Origin of the sequence: Streptomyces sp. NPDC026673 (assembly GCF_040638135.1) — a bacterium.
Taxonomy (GTDB): domain Bacteria; phylum Actinomycetota; class Actinomycetes; order Streptomycetales; family Streptomycetaceae; genus Actinacidiphila.
The window spans coordinates 1-16,560 of sequence record NZ_JBEZXR010000119.1 but is presented as its reverse complement, the minus strand read 5'-3'; the positions used below and the strand labels follow the sequence as shown (position 1 = coordinate 16,560).

The 16,560-nt window shown below is 72.0% G+C and carries 10 protein-coding genes; 5 read left to right on the top strand and 5 right to left on the bottom strand.

What is annotated here, in order from left to right; all coding sequences use genetic code 11:
- Positions 1–94: 94 nt before the first annotated feature.
- The 5 genes from AB0F62_RS40285 to AB0F62_RS40265 form a co-directional block, all read right to left on the bottom strand.
- On the bottom strand, positions 95–949 hold the full coding sequence (locus AB0F62_RS40285; protein ID WP_361811100.1) for a hypothetical protein: 855 nt from the start codon (positions 947–949) through the stop codon (positions 95–97).
- A gap of 290 nt (positions 950–1,239) precedes the next feature.
- Positions 1,240–1,737 carry an ATP-binding protein gene (locus AB0F62_RS40280; protein WP_361811098.1) on the bottom strand — a complete coding sequence of 166 codons (498 nt, stop codon included), beginning with the start codon at positions 1,735–1,737 and terminating at the stop codon, positions 1,240–1,242.
- A gap of 254 nt (positions 1,738–1,991) precedes the next feature.
- A complete protein-coding gene (locus AB0F62_RS40275) occupies positions 1,992–2,759 on the bottom strand; it encodes an enoyl-CoA hydratase-related protein (RefSeq protein WP_361811096.1) in 768 nt (255 codons plus the stop codon).
- 58 nt (positions 2,760–2,817) lie between these two features.
- A complete protein-coding gene (locus AB0F62_RS40270; protein WP_361811108.1) occupies positions 2,818–3,999 on the bottom strand; it encodes an Ig-like domain-containing protein in 1,182 nt (393 codons plus the stop codon).
- Positions 4,000–4,197: 198 nt separating this feature from the next.
- Complete coding sequence (locus tag AB0F62_RS40265; protein WP_361811106.1) at positions 4,198–5,349, bottom strand: Ig-like domain-containing protein; 1,152 nt, start codon at positions 5,347–5,349, stop codon at positions 4,198–4,200.
- 333 nt (positions 5,350–5,682) lie between these two features.
- Between AB0F62_RS40265 and glgX the strand changes: the two genes are divergently transcribed.
- The 5 genes from glgX to AB0F62_RS40240 all read left to right on the top strand — a co-directional run bounded on the left by glgX (position 5,683) and on the right by AB0F62_RS40240 (position 16,416).
- Entirely contained in the window at positions 5,683–7,878 is a 2,196-nt protein-coding gene (gene glgX / locus AB0F62_RS40260; protein WP_361811104.1) for a glycogen debranching protein GlgX, read from the top strand.
- Positions 7,879–7,989: 111 nt separating this feature from the next.
- Complete coding sequence (locus AB0F62_RS40255; RefSeq protein ID WP_361811102.1) at positions 7,990–9,222, top strand: MFS transporter; 1,233 nt, start codon at positions 7,990–7,992, stop codon at positions 9,220–9,222.
- 34 nt (positions 9,223–9,256) lie between these two features.
- Positions 9,257–11,107: an ABC transporter ATP-binding protein gene (locus AB0F62_RS40250; protein ID WP_361811094.1), complete on the top strand. Its 1,851-nt coding sequence runs from the start codon at positions 9,257–9,259 to the stop codon at positions 11,105–11,107.
- On the top strand, positions 11,104–12,984 hold the full coding sequence (locus AB0F62_RS40245) for an ABC transporter ATP-binding protein (RefSeq protein ID WP_361811092.1): 1,881 nt from the start codon (positions 11,104–11,106) through the stop codon (positions 12,982–12,984). The genes AB0F62_RS40250 and AB0F62_RS40245 overlap by 4 nt, the downstream gene beginning before the upstream one ends.
- 1,056 nt (positions 12,985–14,040) lie before the next feature.
- Positions 14,041–16,416, top strand: coding sequence for a M4 family metallopeptidase (locus AB0F62_RS40240; protein WP_361811090.1), 2,376 nt, complete (start codon positions 14,041–14,043; stop codon positions 16,414–16,416).
- The last annotated feature ends 144 nt before the right edge of the window (positions 16,417–16,560 follow it).

Here is a 16,560-nt window from a genome sequence, read left to right as displayed (position 1 = left end):
GGGCACCCGCCGGCCGCCCCCGGCCGCGGGAGGGGCGGGGGGGGGGTCCCCGGCCCGGCCGGTCACCGCACCCCGTACGACGGAACGGGCGCCGTCAGCCCACCGGGCCGTTCCCGCCCTCCTCGGGGGAACGGGGCGAGCCCGGTTGGGCGGCGGACGGCGCGGGGGCCGCGGGCGGCCGGACGGCGGGTGCCGCGGACGGCGCAGGCCGCGCAGGCGGCGCGGACGGCCGGGCGGCCGGAGCCGCGGGTGCGGCGGGTGCGGCGGGTGCGGCGGGTGCGGCGGGCGGCCACACCACGGACGGCTCCTTCACCCCTGCCCAGTCCGGGGCGGGCCAGCCGCGCCACGGCGAGTAGGCGGGGTTGGCCACGCACCGGGCCGCGAGTTCGGCCTTGGTGGTCTTGTCGACCGGGCAGGCCTTCACGATGAACTGCCGGGCGATGCCGCCGGGGAACACCACACCGGTGCGGGCCGACCGCAGTTCGCGGGTGCCGAGGGTCTCGTCGAGCTCGATGCCGCCCGGCGCGTCCACGTAGTAGTGGTACGCCACGGTCCGCTGCCCGAGGGCTTCGCGGTCGTAGGTGGTCGCGACGAACGGCGAGGGCTGCTCCCGGCGGGCGTAGGCCTGCAGGTCGTACTCGCCGTCGGACACGTCCTCGGGGCGGAGACCGTCCTTGAAGACGGTCTCGGGCGGACGGTCGTCGCCGCGGAAGAGGGCGTTGCAGTTGGTGCGCCAGGTCGGCTCGTCCGGCCTGATCCGGTCGAGATCGACTCCGGTGTCCGCGGCGGCGTAGAGCCGGTCCGGGACGACGGGGCACCATTCTGGAACGGCCGGGACACGTGGAAGGCCCGGGGCGACGGCCGCGGCGGCCGTGCAGACGGGGAGTGCGAGCACCCCCAGCGGAAGGGCGGCGGCGCAGAGCCGGCGCAGTGTGCGCAGTGCGATCATATGCCCACGATCACCCCGGTATCGCCCGATCGCCGGAATGGTCACCCTTGTCGGCGTGTCCCGCCGCAAGACGAAAGAGGCCCCTGCGCATCGTTGTGCGACGCTGCTGGGGCCTCTCGATTCGTCGTGGAGCCAGGGGGTGTGATCCACGACGCCATGGGACGACCGAGCCCGGGTCAATGGGGGTCGTTGCTCCATAACTATACGAGACATCGCGACTGAAACCTCACGATGTGGGAGTGAGGTGGGACACTGACCTTGTAAACGCAGGTTAGCTGTTCATTTACGGTTCAGCGGTCCATGACCCGCATTTCGAACCACGTCGTCTTGCCGCGCGGCAGCAGATCCACACCCCAGCGGTCGGCGAGCTTGTCGACCAGGAACAGGCCCCGCCCGCTCACGTCCAGCTCGCGCACCGGCATCAGGCACGGCAGCGCCCGTGACGGATCGCGCACCTCCACGCGGATCCAGCCGCGGCGGCGCAGCATGCGCAGACCGAAGGTGCGGGCCCCGGTGTGGCGCACGGCATTGCCCACGAGCTCGGACACGAGTAACTCGACCACGTCGTTGAACTGGGGCAGACCCCAGAGCCGGAGCACCGACCGGCTGAGCCGGCGGGCCGTGGCGGCGGACTCCGGGCGCGAGGTGAGCCGCACCTCGTCCACGGAGGGATTCCCCACAAGATCGAGGGACGTCGCCACCGGATCCTCGGCCGCCGCGGGCGGCCACCCCACAGCCGGGATCGTCACCCGCTGCGGCTGCTCAGATGCTCCCTGCTGCCCCGCCATGCTCTCATGATGGCCGCAGGCAACGGCGGTTCGGGGCGGATCGGGGGAATTGGCCGGGCGGAACGAGTCATTCCGAGTTGCCGTACTGGCATATGTCAAGGGCAATGATGGATCTCACACGGCCCTCCCCACCTGCGCAAACGGGACGCAGGGGACAACTCGCCGGCGAATCCGGCGCAGGTCGCCTTAAGGTCCTCTTAAGGTCTGCTTAAGGCGACCCGGCCGGTCCCGGATGTCACTCAACCGGGTAGGTCCTAACGGAACTTCGCCTTGCCCGGACCCTCCTCGACGAAGCTGCGCATGCCCGTCGTACGGTCCTCGGTCGCGAACAGCCCGGCGAACAGAGTGCGTTCGATGGCGAGGCCGGTCTCCAGATCGGTCTCCAGTCCGCCGTCCACCGCCTCCTTGGCGGCGCGCAGCGCCAGGGCCGGCCCGCGCGCCAGCCGCTCGGCCCAGGCGCGCGCCTCGGCGTACACCTGCTCGGCGGGGACCACCTTGTCCACCAGGCCGATGGTGAGCGCCTCGTCGGCCTTGACCATCCGGCCGGTGAAGATGAGGTCCTTCGCCTTGGACGGACCCACCAGCCGCGACAGCCGCTGCGTGCCCCCGGCGCCCGGGATGAGGCCGAGCAGGATCTCGGGCTGGCCCAGCTTGGCGTCCTCCGCGGCGATCCTGATGTCGGCGCAGAGGGCGAGCTCGCAGCCGCCGCCGAGGGCGTAACCGGTCACGGCGGCCACCACCGGCTTGGGGATCCGGGCGACCGCCGTGAAGGAGTCCTGCAGTGCGCGGCCTCGCACGGCCATGGCCTCGTAGTCCATGGCCTGCATCTCCTTGATGTCCGCGCCCGCCGCGAACACCTTCTCGCCGCCCCAGATCACGACGGCCCGTACGTCGTCGCGCCGGGACGCCTCCTCCGCCACCTCGCGGAGCCGGTCCTGGGTCGCGATGTCCAGGGCGTTCATCGGGGGACGGTCCAGGCGGATGGTGCCGACACCCTCGTCGACCTCGAGATTAACTGTCATGGCCGACGAGGGTATCCGTGAACGTCCGTTTACGCTGCGACGTGCCTCACGGGGCGCGTCAGGAGGCGGGCGTCCACTGACTCCACGGCAGGTTCCAGCCGTTGAGCCCGTTCCACCACTGCACGGTCTTGTCGTGGGAGTTCCTGACCTCCACGACGTCGCCGACCATCGAGCTGTTGTAGAACCACGACGACGGGGTGTCGGCGTTGCCGCCGCGCACGTCCCGCAGACCCACGCATCCGTGGCTGACGTTGGCGTTGCCGAAGGTGCCCGGCGAGGCCCAGTAGTTGCCGTGGATGAAGGTGCCCGAGGTGGTCAGCCGCTGGGCGTTCGGCACGTCCTTGATGTCGTACTCGCCGCCGAAGCCGACGGTGTCGCCGTTCATGCGGGTCACCTTGTACCGCTCGGTGATGACCATCTTGCCGTTGTAGGTGGTCGTGCCCGGCCCGCCCGAGGTGATCGGGATCGTCTTGAGCAGCTTGCCGTCGCGGTACACCTTCATCGTGTGCTTGGCGGCGTCCACGATGCTGACCTGGCTGCGGCCGATGGTGTAGTGCACGTCCTTGGACTGGGTGCCGTAGACGCCCTTCGCGCCCTCGACACCGTTGAGCCGCAGCCCGAGGGTGATCTTGGTGCCCTTGGCCCAGTACTTCTCGGGACGGAAGTCGATGCGCTGGTCGCCGTACCAGTGGCCGACGACGGGGACCGAGGGGCTGGCGGTCACCTTGACCGCGTCCTGCACCGCCTTCTTGTCGGTGATCGCCCGGTTGAACTTGACCGAGACCGACATGCCGACGCCGACCGTCTGCCCGTCCTCCGGGGTGAAGAAGCCGATGAACGTGTCCTTCGGGGTGACCGTGGTGAAGCTCGCGTGCTTGGCCGACTCGCGGCCCTCGCTGTCCTTGGCTATCGCGTCCACCGAGTACTTGGTGGAGGTGCCGAGCGTCTCGGTCGGCTCCCAGTTGGCGCCGTCGGCGGATATCTTGCCCTCGACCGCGTCGCCCTTGCTGCTCTTCACCACGACGGAGGTCAGCTTGCCCTTGCCGGCGGTGACCTTCAGGTCCCCCGTGGTGGCGACCTCGTCCGCGCCGTCCTCGGGCGCGATGGTGACGACGGCCTGCGACTCGGTCGTGTCGCCCTTGCCTCCGCCCTGCGAGGCCGAGGCTCCCGGCCTGGCCTTGTCCCCGTCCTTGCTGTCCCCGCTGGCGCTGCCCCCGCACGCGCTGACGAGGAGCAGCATCGCCCCGACCGCCAGGGCCAAGGTGGTCCGCCTTGCGCCCGGCGCGCCCTGTATCGCCTTCAACTCTTGTCTCCCCAGAACCGGCCCGTGGCCTCTGGCCCGTGTGAGTCCCCCTCACCTTGCGTTTAGAGAACCACACGAAACCGGTGTTGGGGATCCCGGTTTTGTCACCGTTCCGTCCCAGTCGGCGGCCCCGCCTCAGCCCCCGGCCACCCACTGGTCCCAGGCCATGTTCCAGCCGCCCAGACCGTTGTCCGGGGAGACGGTGCGGTCGTGGGAGTTGACGACGGTGATGATGTCGCCGACGAGCGAGTGCGCGAAGAACCAGCCCGCCGGGGTGGCCGTCCCGCCGCCCTTCACGTCGAGCAGGCCGACGCAGCCGTGGCTGGTGTTGGCGGCGCCGAAGGTGCCGGGCGCGGCCCAGTAACTGCCGTGCACGAAGGTCCCGGAGCGGGTGAGCCGCATGGCGTGCGGAACATCGGGAATGTCGTACTCGCCGCCGAAGCCCACCGTGTCCCCGTTCATCCGGGTCAGCCGGAGCTTTTCCGAGATGACCATCGACCCGTTGTACGTCGGGTTGGACGGGGCTCCCGCCGAGATCGGCAGGACCCGCGTCACCTGCCCGCCGCGGCGCACCGTCATGGTGTGGGAGGCGGCGTCGACGGTGCTGGTCTGGTCCCGGCCGATGTCGAAGTCGACGTCCTTGTACTGCACCCCGTACACCCCGGGCGCCGTCTCGACGTCGCGCAGCCGCAGCGAGAGCGTCACCTTCGTGCCGGGGCGCCACCGTTCGCGCGGGCGGAAGTCCAGCCGCCGGTCGCCGAACCAGTGCGGGGCGATCTCCACGGCGGGCGACGAGCTGACGCGGACGGCGCGCTCGACGGCGGCGCGGTCGGCGACCGGCCGGTTGAAGTCCAGGGAGACGATCATGCCGGTGCCGACGGTCTGGCCGTCCTCCGGTGTGAAGTAGCCGATGAGCGTGTTCTTGGGGACGAGGGTGGTGAACACCGCGTGCTTGGCGGCACGCCGTCCCCCGCCGTCCTCGGCGAGCGCGTCCACCGTGTACTTCTCCGACAGCGACAGCCTGGACCGGGCCTGCCAGCGGGAGCGGTCCGCGGTGAACACGCCCTCGACCGCGTCACCGTCGCCGTCCTCGACGCGTACGGAGGTGAGCCGGCCGTGCTCCGCCTCGACCGTCAGCGGATCGTCGGCCTCGACGTCGTGGGCGCCGTCCGCCGGCGTGATCCTGATCCTCGCCTCGGACACCTTCGGGGTGTCGTCGGTCACCGCTCCGCTGTCCTGCGGCCCGAACCCGAGTCCGCACGCCGTCAGCGTCCCGGCCAGCCACATGGCGGTGGCAAGCCCCGCCCCCGCGCGCAGAGCGCGCCGCACCGCAATCCTCACGCCGGGTCAACGACCGGAGGGCCCCGGGGAAACGTCTCCGAGGCGTCCGATCGATCACGCGTGTGACGCCACAGGGTGAACGGGAAGGTAAAGCGGGAGGGCGCGTCGCGCGCGGGAGGGACACCGCGCCGCGAACGGGCACGGCCGGCGCAGGCCGCGTCCGGCGTCCCCCGAGCCGCAGGAGGCGAGCACGTGTCCGAGACGCGCGAGGACGAATCGGTCGACCGGGCCGGAAAGCTGCGCCCGAACGGCCACCGGACCGCCCCCGTGGCCGTGCCGCTGCCACGCCCGGAGACCGCGCCGGCCGTGCCCGGGCCCGCCGGGGCCGGGGGCGCCGTGGTCTGGCCGGGCAGCCCGCAACCGCTGGGGGCGCGCTTCCACACCGGTCCGGACGGCCGCCCCGGCACCAACTTCGCCCTGTGGGCGGGCGGCGCCGAGTCGGTGGAGCTGTGCCTCTTCGACGAGGAGGGCGCCGAGACCCGGATCCCGCTGACCGAGCTGACCCATGAGATCTGGCACGGATTCGTGCCCGGGGTGCTGCCCGGTCACCGCTACGGCTACCGGGTCGGCGGCCGCTGGGACCCGTGGACCGGCGCCCGGTGGAATCCGGCCAAGCTGCTGCTGGACCCGTACGCGCGGGCGGTGGACGGCGACTTCACGCTGCCGCCCGAGGTGTACGCGCACGTCCGCGACTGGCCGGAGCACGAGATCGCCGACACCGTCCGGGACAACCGCGACTCGGCACCGTACGTGCCCAAGGGCGTCGTGGTGGACGACGACGACCCCTGGACGGACGACCGGCGCCCCAAGACGCCCTGGGCCGACTCCGTCATCTACGAGCTGCACGTGCGCGGCTTCACCATGCGGCACCCCGGTGTCCCGCCCGAGCTGCGCGGCACCTACGCCGGGCTGGCCCATCCGGCGGCCGTCGAGTACCTCACCGGCCTGGGGGTGACGGCCGTCGAGCTGCTGCCGGTGCACCAGTTCGCCCACGAGGACCATCTGCTCCGCCGGGGCATGCGCAACTACTGGGGCTACAACTCGATCGGCTACTTCGCCCCGCATGCCGCGTACGCCGCCACCGGCACCCGCGGACAGCAGGTGGGCGAGTTCAAGCGGATGGTGCGCGCCCTGCACGACGCCGGTCTTGAGGTGATCCTCGACGTCGTCTACAACCACACCGCCGAGGGCAGCGAGTTCGGTCCCACCCTCTCCCTGCGCGGCATCGACAACCGCGGCTACTACCGGTTGCAGGGCGACGCCCGCCGCTACGCCGACTACACCGGCTGCGGCAACACCCTCCACGTCGTCCAGCCCCAGGTGCTGCGGCTGATCACCGACTCCCTGCGCTACTGGGTGACCGAGATGGGGGTCGACGGCTTCCGCTTCGACCTCGCCGCCGCGCTGGCCCGGTCGATGCACGACGTCGACATGCTCTCCCCGTTCCTGGCGGTCATCGCGCAGGACCCGGTACTGCGCCGGGTCAAGCTCATCGCCGAGCCCTGGGACGTCGGCTCCGGCGGCTACCAGGTCGGGGCCTTCCCACCGCTGTGGACGGAGTGGAACGACCGCTACCGCGACACGGTCCGCGACTTCTGGCGCGGCACGCACCACGACGTGCGCGACCTGGGGTACCGGCTGTCCGGCTCCAGCGACCTGTACGCGTGGGGCGGGCGCCGCCCGTACGCCTCGGTCAACTTCATCACCGCGCACGACGGCTTCACCCTGCGCGACCTGGTGAGCTACGAGCGGAAGCACAACGAGGCCAACGGCGAGGACAACCGCGACGGCACCAACGACAACCGTGCCTGGAACTGCGGGGCCGAGGGCGAGACCGACGACGCGGCCGTCGTCGAGCTGCGCCGCCGTCAGCTGCGCAACATGCTCTCGACCCTGCTGCTGTCCACCGGGGTGCCGATGCTGGTGGCCGGCGACGAGACGGGCCGCACACAGGGCGGCAACAACAACGCGTACTGCCAGGACAACGAGATCAGCTGGCTGGACTGGTCGCTGCTGGAGGACCCGGCCTGGGCGTCGCTGCGCGAGCTGACCGCCCGGCTCGTCGCGCTGCGCCGCGCCCACCCCGTGCTGCGCCGCAGGGCCTTCTTCTCCGGCCGCCCGCAGTCCGCCGGGGGGCTGCGGGACCTGGCCTGGTTCACGGCGCAGGGCCGGGAGATGACCGACGCCGACTGGCACGGCCCCACGGCCACGCTCGGGATGTACCTGTCGGGCGCCGACATCCCGCACCGCGACGCGCGCGGACGGCCGGTCGCCGACGACAGCTTCCTGGCGGTGTTCCACGCCTCGCACCGCCCGGTGCGCTTCACCCTGCCGGGCGGGCCGTGGGCCCGGGAGTACGAGCTGCTGCTCGACACCTCGCGCGAGGACCAGGCGGAACCGCCGGGCAGCCGGCACCGCGGCGGACAGGCGCTGACGGTGCCGGGGCGGACGGTGCTGCTGCTGCGCGCCGTCTGAGGGGCGAGACGTGGCTGCAAAGGTGTGGACTCGACCAATTGGTCCAGTCCACACTGGTCGTCCGTGACCTCCGCACCTCAGCCCTCCCCGCCGTGCGCCTCCGACCGCACCGTGCCAGCAGCCCCCCGGGACCGCCTGTGGTCACGGGGGTTCGCCCTGTACTTCACTGCCCGCAGCGTCGCCATGCTCGGCGACTCGATGCTGCCCGTCGCCCTGTCGGCCGGGCTGCTCCAGCACGGCTACGGCGCCGGGGACATCGGCTACGCCATGGCCTCCTTCACCGCCTGCTTCGCGGGGCTGGTCGTGTTCGGCGGGGTGTTCGCCGACCGGTTCAGTGCCCGCGGCCTGATGATCGGCGCCGATCTGGTGCGGGTCGGCACGCAGACGCTGGCGGCCGGGCTGTTCTTCTCGGGGCATGTCGTGCTCTGGCAGATCTGCCTGATCGGCGCGGTCAACGGCGCGGCGGGCGCCATGTTCCAGCCGGGGGTGGCCAGTACGGTCCCCCAGGTGGCCCGGGACGTCCAGGAGGCCAACGGCGTGGTGCGCACCGCCGAGTCGCTGATGGCCCTGGCCGGCCCGGCGCTCGCCGGCGTGCTGGTGGCCTTCACCTCCGCCGGCGGGGTGTTCGCCGTGCACGCCGGCACCTACGCGGTGAGCGCGGCCTGCCTGCTGCTGCTCCGGCTGCCCGCCCGCTCCGTGCGCGCCGGGCGCGAGGCGGAGGGCACGGCCCCGCGCAGCAGTTTCCGGGCCGACCTGGCGGAGGGGTGGCGGGAGTTCCGGGCCCGCACCTGGATGTGGTCGGTGATCGTCATCTGGATGGGCTTCATGATCCTCGTCATGGGCCCGGTGACCCCGCTGGCGGCCGGGGAGATCCTGCCCGCCCACGGCCCGCAGGCGTACGGCCTGGTCAGCTCCGCGCTGGGGGCGGGCACCGCGCTCGGCGGGCTGCTGGCGATACGGGTACGGCCGGCCCGGCCGCTGCGGGGCGGGGCCGTGGCGCTGTTCGGGTTCGCGCTCTACCCGGCGGCCGTCGGCGCGGGGCTGCCGGTGCCGGTGATCGCGGCGGCGGTGCTGGTCGCCGGGACGGCCTGGGCGTTCTGGAGTGTGATGTGGGCGACAAGCGTCCAGACGCAGGTGCCCGGCGAGATCCTCAACCGGATCCACGCGTACGAGGTCGCGGGCTCGGTCGCCATGCTGCCCGTCGGCCAGGCCCTGGCGGGGCCCGCCGCCGATTTCTTCGGCGCACGCCCGGTGCTGCTCGCCGGTGGCGCGGTGACGCTGCTGGTGTGCGTCGCCCTGCTGGCGGTGCCCGCCGTGCGGGACCTCGGCCGAAAATCCGGATGAGCGCTGTCGGTGGTCGCCCGTAGTCTCTGAAACGATGCCTGAGTCGACCAACCATCCCGCGCCCGAACGTCCCCGATCCGCTGTGCGCTCCCTGCGGCGCCTGTGGCCGTACGTGAAGCCGATCAGCCACCGGTTGTTCGGCTCCGCGGGCGTGGCCGTGGTGGCGTCCTGTCTCGCGCTGCTGATCCCCCTGGTCCTGAAGTGGATCGTGGACGGCCCGGTCGCCGACCGTGACCCGTCCGGGGTGTGGCTGGGCGGCGGTCTGGTGCTGCTGCTCGGTCTCCTGGAGGCCGGGCTCTTCGGCGTGCGGCGCTGGCTGGTGGCCCGCCCGATGGCCGCGCTCGAGGCTCGGATGCGGGCCGATCTCTACCACAGGCTGCAACGCCTGCCGGTCTCCTTCCACGACCGCTGGGGCTCGGGGCAGCTGCTCTCGCGCGCCACGAACGACCTGCAGATCCTGCGGATGTTCCTGACCTTCCCCATGGTCTTCCTCGCGGTCAACACCGCGACCATCGTCGCCGGCTTCGGCATCCTGTTCGTGCAGCGCTGGTCGCTGGGGCTGATCCTGCTGGGCCCGGTCGTGCCGCTGGTCATCCTCTGCTCGTACTTCGAGGCGCGGTATCAGCTGGCCTCCCGTACCGCGCAGGACCAGGTCGGCGACCTGACCACGCTGGTCGAGGAGTCGGTGCTCGGCATCCGCATCATCAAGGCCTTCGGCCGGCACCGCAGCCAGGCCGAGGCCTTCCGCCGGCAGTCGCGCGAGCTGCGCGGCACCGAGCTGCGCAAGGCCCGGCTGCTGGCGGACCTGTGGATGGTCATCGTCGGGCTGCCGGACGTCGCGCTCGGCGCCGCCCTGGTCCTCGGCTCGGTGCAGGTCGCCGACGGCGACCTGTCGGCGGGCACGCTCGTCGCCTTCCTGTCCACGGCGCTCGCGCTGCGCTGGCCGGTGGAGTCGCTGGGCTGGCTGCTGTCCTTCAGCAACGAGGCGGCCACCGCCGCCGACCGCGTCTTCGAGGTGCTGGACACCGAGGTGCCGCCGGAGACCGGAACGGAGACGGGGGCCGCACCCGGCGGGACCGCGGACGAGGGCACGCGCCCCGCCGACGGCATCCGCTTCAGCGGCGTGCGCTTCCGCTACCCCGACGCACCCGAGGGCAGCCCCGACCTGCTCACGGGGATCGACCTGCACATCCGCAGCGGCGAGACCGTGGCGCTGGTCGGCTCGACCGGCAGCGGGAAGACGACGCTGACCTCGCTCATCCCCCGGTTGTACGAGCCGACCGGCGGCCGCGTCAGCCTGGACGGCACCGACGCGGCGCTACTCACCCGGTCCGCGCTGCGCTCGCTGGTCGCGACGGCCTTCGAGGAACCCACCCTGTTCTCCGCGAGCGTGCGGGAGAACGTGCTGATGGGCGCTCCCGACGGCGACGAGGCGGATCTGCTGCGGGCGCTGGAGATCGCGCAGTGCGACTTCGTCCACAAACTGCCGTACGGCGCGGACACCCAGGTCGGCGAGCAGGGCCTGAGCCTGTCCGGCGGCCAGCGGCAGCGGCTCGCGCTCGCCCGCGCGGTCGTCGGCCGCCCGCGCTTCCTCGTGCTGGACGACCCCCTGTCCGCCCTCGACGTCCACACCGAGGCCCTGGTCGAGGCGGCCCTGCGCCAGGTGCTGGCCACCACGACGGCGCTGGTGGTGGCCCACCGTCCCTCCACGGTGATGCTCGCCGACCGGGTCGCGCTGCTCTCCGAGGGCCGGATCGCCGCGGTCGGCACCCACCAGGAACTCCTGTCCTCCTCCCCCGCCTACCGCCGCCTGATGTCCGGCGAGGACGAGGCCGGCCCCGCCGCGCCGGACCGCCCGCAATTCGAAGGGAGCAGCACCCGATGACCTCCGTCGCGGAGTCGCAGCCAGCCGAGCAGTCGGCCGACCCGTCGGCCGACGAGGCCCCGGCCGGGCACCGGGGCGGCCAAGAGGACGATCTCTTCGACCGGGACCGGCTGCCGGCGCCCGAAGGGGCGTCACGGGCCCTGCTGCGGGAGCTGGTGGGGCCGCACCGGCGGCGCGTGTGGCTGGCGGCCGTGCTCCTGCTGCTGCAGCAGGCGGCCGTGCAGGCGGGCCCGCTGATCGTGGCGGTGGCGATCGACCGGGCCATCCCGGCGCTGCGCCGCGACGACCACGGCCCCCTGATCGCGGTGGCGGTCGGCTACATCGGCTGTGCCGTCGCCGGCGGCCTGCTGCAGCGGTCCTTCATCCGGCAGGCCGGCCGGATCTGCCAGGACGTACTGGTCGAGCTGCGCGGCCGGATCTTCCGGCACGCCCAGGCGCTCGGCCTGGACTTCCACGAGCGCTACACCTCGGGCCGGATCATCGCCCGGGCCACCTCCGACGTGGAGTCGATCCGCGAGCTGCTGACCGAGGGCCTCCAGGAGCTGCTGAACGTCGGGCTGTCGGTGCTCTACATCTCGGCGGTCCTGCTGTGGCTGGACTGGAAGCTCGGCCTCTTCGCGCTCGCGACCGCCGTGCCGCTGGTGATCACCATCCGGCTCTTCCGGCGCCGGTCGGCCAAGGTGTACACGCGCCGCTCCGCGGCGATCGCCTCCGTCATCGTGCGCTTCACCGAGACGATGAACGGCATCCGGCCCGTGCAGGCCTTCCGCCGTGAGAAGGCGAACGACGAGGCCTTCGACGAGCTCAACGCCGCCCACCGGCAGGCCAACGGCGACGCGATCCTGGAGATGGGCCGCTTCACCGTCGGTTCCTGGCTGATCGCCAACACCTCGGTGGCCCTGGTGGTGCTGTGGGGTGCCTACCGGGTGGCCTCGGGCTCGCTCGCGCTCGGCGTGCTCGCCGCCTTCGTGCTCTACCTGCGGCGGCTGTACGCACCGATCGACCCGCTCGGCATGTTCCTCAACTCCTACCAGTCGGCGGCCGCCTCGCTGGAGAAGATCGCCGGGCTGCTGGCCCAGCGGCCGTCGGTGCCGGAGCCGGAACGGCCGCGGACGCTGCCGGCCACGAAGGCGGACATCCCCGGCCGCGAGGTCGTCTTCGACCAGGTCCGCTTCGCGTACCGCACGGGCGGCGAGGTGCTGCCGCGCTTCGACCTGCGGCTGCCCGCCGGGCAGACGGTCGCCGTGGTCGGGGCCACCGGCGCGGGCAAGTCGACGCTGGCCAAGCTGCTGGCCCGGTTCTACGACCCGACCGACGGCCGGGTCACGCTGGACGGCGTGGACCTGCGCGACCTCGCCCTGCCCGAGCTGCGCCGCGGGGTGGTCATGGTGACCCAGGAGGCGTTCCTCTTCTCCGGCACGGTCGCCGAGAACATCGCCATCGGCCGCCCGGAGGCGACCCGCGAGGAGATCGAGCGGGCCGCCAGGGCCATCGGCGCCCACGACTTCATCGCGGCCCTGCCCGAGGGCTACGACACCGACGTCCGCAAGCGCGGCGGCCGCATCTCGGCGGGGCAGCGCCAGTTGGTGGCGTTCGCGCGAGCCCTGCTCGCCGACCCCGCGGTCCTCATCCTGGACGAGGCGACCTCGTCGCTGGACGTACCCGGCGAGCGGGCGGTGCAGCAGGCGATGCGCGAGGTGCTGCGCGGCCGTACCGCCGTGATCATCGCGCACCGGCTGTCGACCGTGGAGATCGCGGACCGGGTGCTGGTCATGGAGACGGGCCGTGTCGTCGAGGACGGTTCCCCGGCCGAACTCGTCTCGGGTGCGGGCCGCTTCGCCGATCTTCACCAGGCCTGGCGCGACAGCCTCGTCTAGGGTCTCGGCCGGCGCGCGCGGCGCGTTGGCGTCGGCAGGACGGTGGTGTCGGCGGGGCGGTGGTTGGGGCGGTGGTACCGGTGGGTGGGCCGGCTGTCTCGCCGTCTCGCTCCCTTCGGTCGCACAGCGGCGGGCTGCGGACGGGGAGGGTGGGGCGGGGCCTTCGTGGCAGTGTGCGGGCCGGTGGTCGGCGGGGGTTCAGGCTCCGGAGCGGGGCCGGTTGTTCACGGGTGCCGGTCTCGTCGCCGTCCGCGCGTAGAGATGGCCGGTGGCCACGCCCACTCTTCGTGGGTGGCGCGCCCGCCGTAACCGGCGTCTGCGGGTGCTTCCCCTGTCGGCTGCGGGTTCGGCAGCTGGGTTTCCGAGATCGGGCTCTGTTTCGCCGACATAGTCGGTGAAAGCGGGCCCGTTCTCGTCCGCCTCAAAGATCGGGCTCTGTTCCGCCGAACATGTCGGTGAAAGCGGGCCCGATGTCCCGCCCACCCCCACCAGCACCCCGAATCAGCCGCAGACGCAGGTAACGGCAGGCGCGCCCACCACCCACCGATGGCGTGGAAGCGGCCATCTCTACCCGCGGACGGCGACGAGACCTGCACCCCACGAACAACCGGCCCCGCTCAGGAGCCTGAACCCCCGCCACGCACCGACCCGCACAGCGCCGGAGAGCCCGGCCCCCACCCTCCCCTCCGCAGCCCGCGTCTTTGCGCCTGGAGGGCGCGAGACGGCGGGAAGCCGAACCACCGGCACCAGCACCGCACCGCCCCACCCCCACCCCTGCCGGAACCGTTCGCCCCGGACTGTCCGATATGCGAACCGCGGGTCCCCCTCAAAGGACGAATTCGGCCAACTTCTCGCCACGTACATGACACCAAGCCATGAACAGTGGCACTCTTCCCCCGGTCGGCTGTCAGTACGCCCACACCGCACCGCTTGTACCGACACGCCCGGCCGCAACTCCGCACGTCCCACCCGCACGGCTAGTTCCGCCCGGGCAGCACACCCCGTCTGCCCGGCTGTCCCCGGCCGCCAACCGCGGCCGACGCAGTAGGAGTCCGAGTGAGACGATCCCCCCGCAAGGCAGTCGCGGCCGCCAGTGTGGTCGCCACCGCCGCGTTCATCGCCGTCGGCATACCGGCCACCTCCGCCACGGCGAACGCCGCCCCCCACACGAGCCAGCTCCGCGCCGGAGCCCTCGAGGCGAAGCTCACCCCCGCCCAGCGCACGGCGCTCATCAAGAGCGCGAGCGACCGCACGGCCGTCACGGCGCAGTCGCTGGGTCTGGGCAGCAAGGAGAAGCTGGTCGTCAAGGACGTCGTCAAGGACGCCGACGGCACGCTGCACACCCGCTACGAGCGCACCTACGCCGGACTCCCCGTGCTCGGCGGCGACCTCGTGGTGCACACCCCCGCCAAGGGCACCGGCACGGTCGGCACGACGTTCAACACCAACCAGAGGATCACGGTCGCCTCGACGACGCCGAAGGTCGCCGAGTCCACCGCGACCACCGCCGCGCTGAAGGCCGCCAAGGCGCTGGACGCGAAGGCGCCCGCCGCGGACGACGCCCGCAAGGTGATCTGGGCCGGCCAGGGCACGCCGAAGCTCGCCTGGGAGAGCGTCGTCAGCGGCCTCCAGGAGGACGGCACGCCGAGCCGGCTGCACGTCGTCACCGACGCCGTGACCGGCAAGGAGCTGTACCGGTACCAGGACATCAAGACCGGTACCGGCAACACCCAGTACAGCGGCCAGGTGTCGCTGACCACGACGCTCTCCGGCTCGACGTACCAGCTGAACGACACGACCCGCGGCGGCCACAAGACGTACAACCTCAACCGCGGCACCTCCGGCACCGGGACGCTCTTCACCGACGCCGACGACGTCTGGGGCGACGGCACCGGGTCCAACACCCAGACCGCCGGCGCCGACGCGGCCTACGGCGCCCAGACGACCTGGGACTTCTACAAGAACACCTTCGGCCGCAGCGGCATCCGCAACGACGGTGTCGCCGCGTACTCGCGGGTCCACTACAGCAGCAACTACGTCAACGCCTTCTGGGACGACAGCTGCTTCTGCATGACCTACGGCGACGGCTCGGGCAACACCCACGCCCTGACCTCGCTGGACGTCGCCGGCCACGAGATGAGCCACGGCGTCACCTCCGCCACCGCGAACCTCACCTACTCGGGCGAGTCCGGCGGCCTCAACGAGGCGACCTCCGACATCTTCGGCACGGGCGTCGAGTTCTCCGCCAACAACCCCAACGACATCGGTGACTACCTCATCGGTGAAGAGATCAACATCAACGGCGACGGCACCCCGCTGCGCTACCAGGACAAGCCGTCCCGCGACGGCACGTCGCCCGACAACTGGTACTCCGGCATCGGCAACCTGGACGTCCACTACTCCTCGGGCCCGGCGAACCACATGTTCTACCTGCTCTCCGAGGGCAGCGGCGCCAAGGTGATCAACGGGGTCAGCTACAACAGCCCGACCGCCGACGGCATCGCCGTCGCCGGCATCGGCCGCGCCGCCGCGCTGCAGATCTGGTACAAGGCGCTGACCTCGTACATGACGAGCAGCACCAACTACGCGGCCGCCCGCACCGCCTCCCTGAACGCCGCCCAGGCCCTCTACGGCGCCGGCTCCGCCCAGTACGCGGGCGTGCAGAACGCCTTCGCGGGCATCGGCGTCGGCAGCCACGCGCCCGTCTCGGGCGTCACGGTCACCAACCCGGGCAACCAGAGCAGCACCGTCGGCACCGCCGCCAGCCTGCAGATCCAGGCCAGCAGCACCAACAGCGGCGCGCTGAGCTACGCGGCGAGCGGCCTGCCGTCCGGTCTGTCGATCAACGCCTCCACCGGCCTGATCTCCGGCACCCCGTCCGCCGCGGGCACGTACAACACCACGGTCACGGTCACCGACTCCGCGGCCAAGACCGGCACCGCCTCCTTCACCTGGACCGTCACCACCCCCGGCAGCTGCGCCTCCAGTCAGCTGCTCGGCAACCCCGGCTTCGAGTCCGGCAGCGCCTCCTGGACGGCCACCAGCGGTGTGATCACCAACTCCAGCAGCCAGGCCGCCCACGGCGGTTCGTACAAGGCGTGGCTGGACGGCTACGGATCGACGCACACCGACACGCTCACCCAGTCGGTGACGATCCCGGCCGGCTGCAAGGCGACCTTCACCTTCTGGCTGCACATCGACTCCGCCGAGACGACCACCAGCACTCAGTACGACAAGCTGACCGTCACGGCCGGCTCGACCACCCTGGCCACCTACTCCAACCTCAACAAGGCCTCGGGCTACACCCAGAAGTCCTTCAGCCTGAACTCCTTCGCCGGCTCCACCGTCACCCTGAAGTTCACCGGCACCGAGGACTCCTCGCTGCAGACGAGCTTCGTGGTCGACGACACCGCGGTGAACACCAGCAGCTGATCCCCGTCGGCTGACCGCACACGCCGGGCCCCGGCCGTCGTCAACGACGGTGGGACCGCACCGACACCACTGCCACCCCGCCCACCGATACATCGGATGAATCGACGGCCACCGACGACACCACACCCCGCACACGCCCCCACG

Coding starts and splice junctions, on each gene's coding strand:
- AB0F62_RS40285 (WP_361811100.1), bottom strand. CDS start 949: ATGATCGCACTGCGCACACTGCGCCGGCTCTGCGCCGCCGCCCTTCCG.
- AB0F62_RS40280 (WP_361811098.1), bottom strand. CDS start 1,737: ATGGCGGGGCAGCAGGGAGCATCTGAGCAGCCGCAGCGGGTGACGATC.
- AB0F62_RS40275 (WP_361811096.1), bottom strand. CDS start 2,759: ATGACAGTTAATCTCGAGGTCGACGAGGGTGTCGGCACCATCCGCCTG.
- AB0F62_RS40270 (WP_361811108.1), bottom strand. CDS start 3,999: ATGCTGCTCCTCGTCAGCGCGTGCGGGGGCAGCGCCAGCGGGGACAGC.
- AB0F62_RS40265 (WP_361811106.1), bottom strand. CDS start 5,349: ATGTGGCTGGCCGGGACGCTGACGGCGTGCGGACTCGGGTTCGGGCCG.
- AB0F62_RS40250 (WP_361811094.1), top strand. CDS start 9,257: ATGCCTGAGTCGACCAACCATCCCGCGCCCGAACGTCCCCGATCCGCT.
- AB0F62_RS40245 (WP_361811092.1), top strand. CDS start 11,104: ATGACCTCCGTCGCGGAGTCGCAGCCAGCCGAGCAGTCGGCCGACCCG.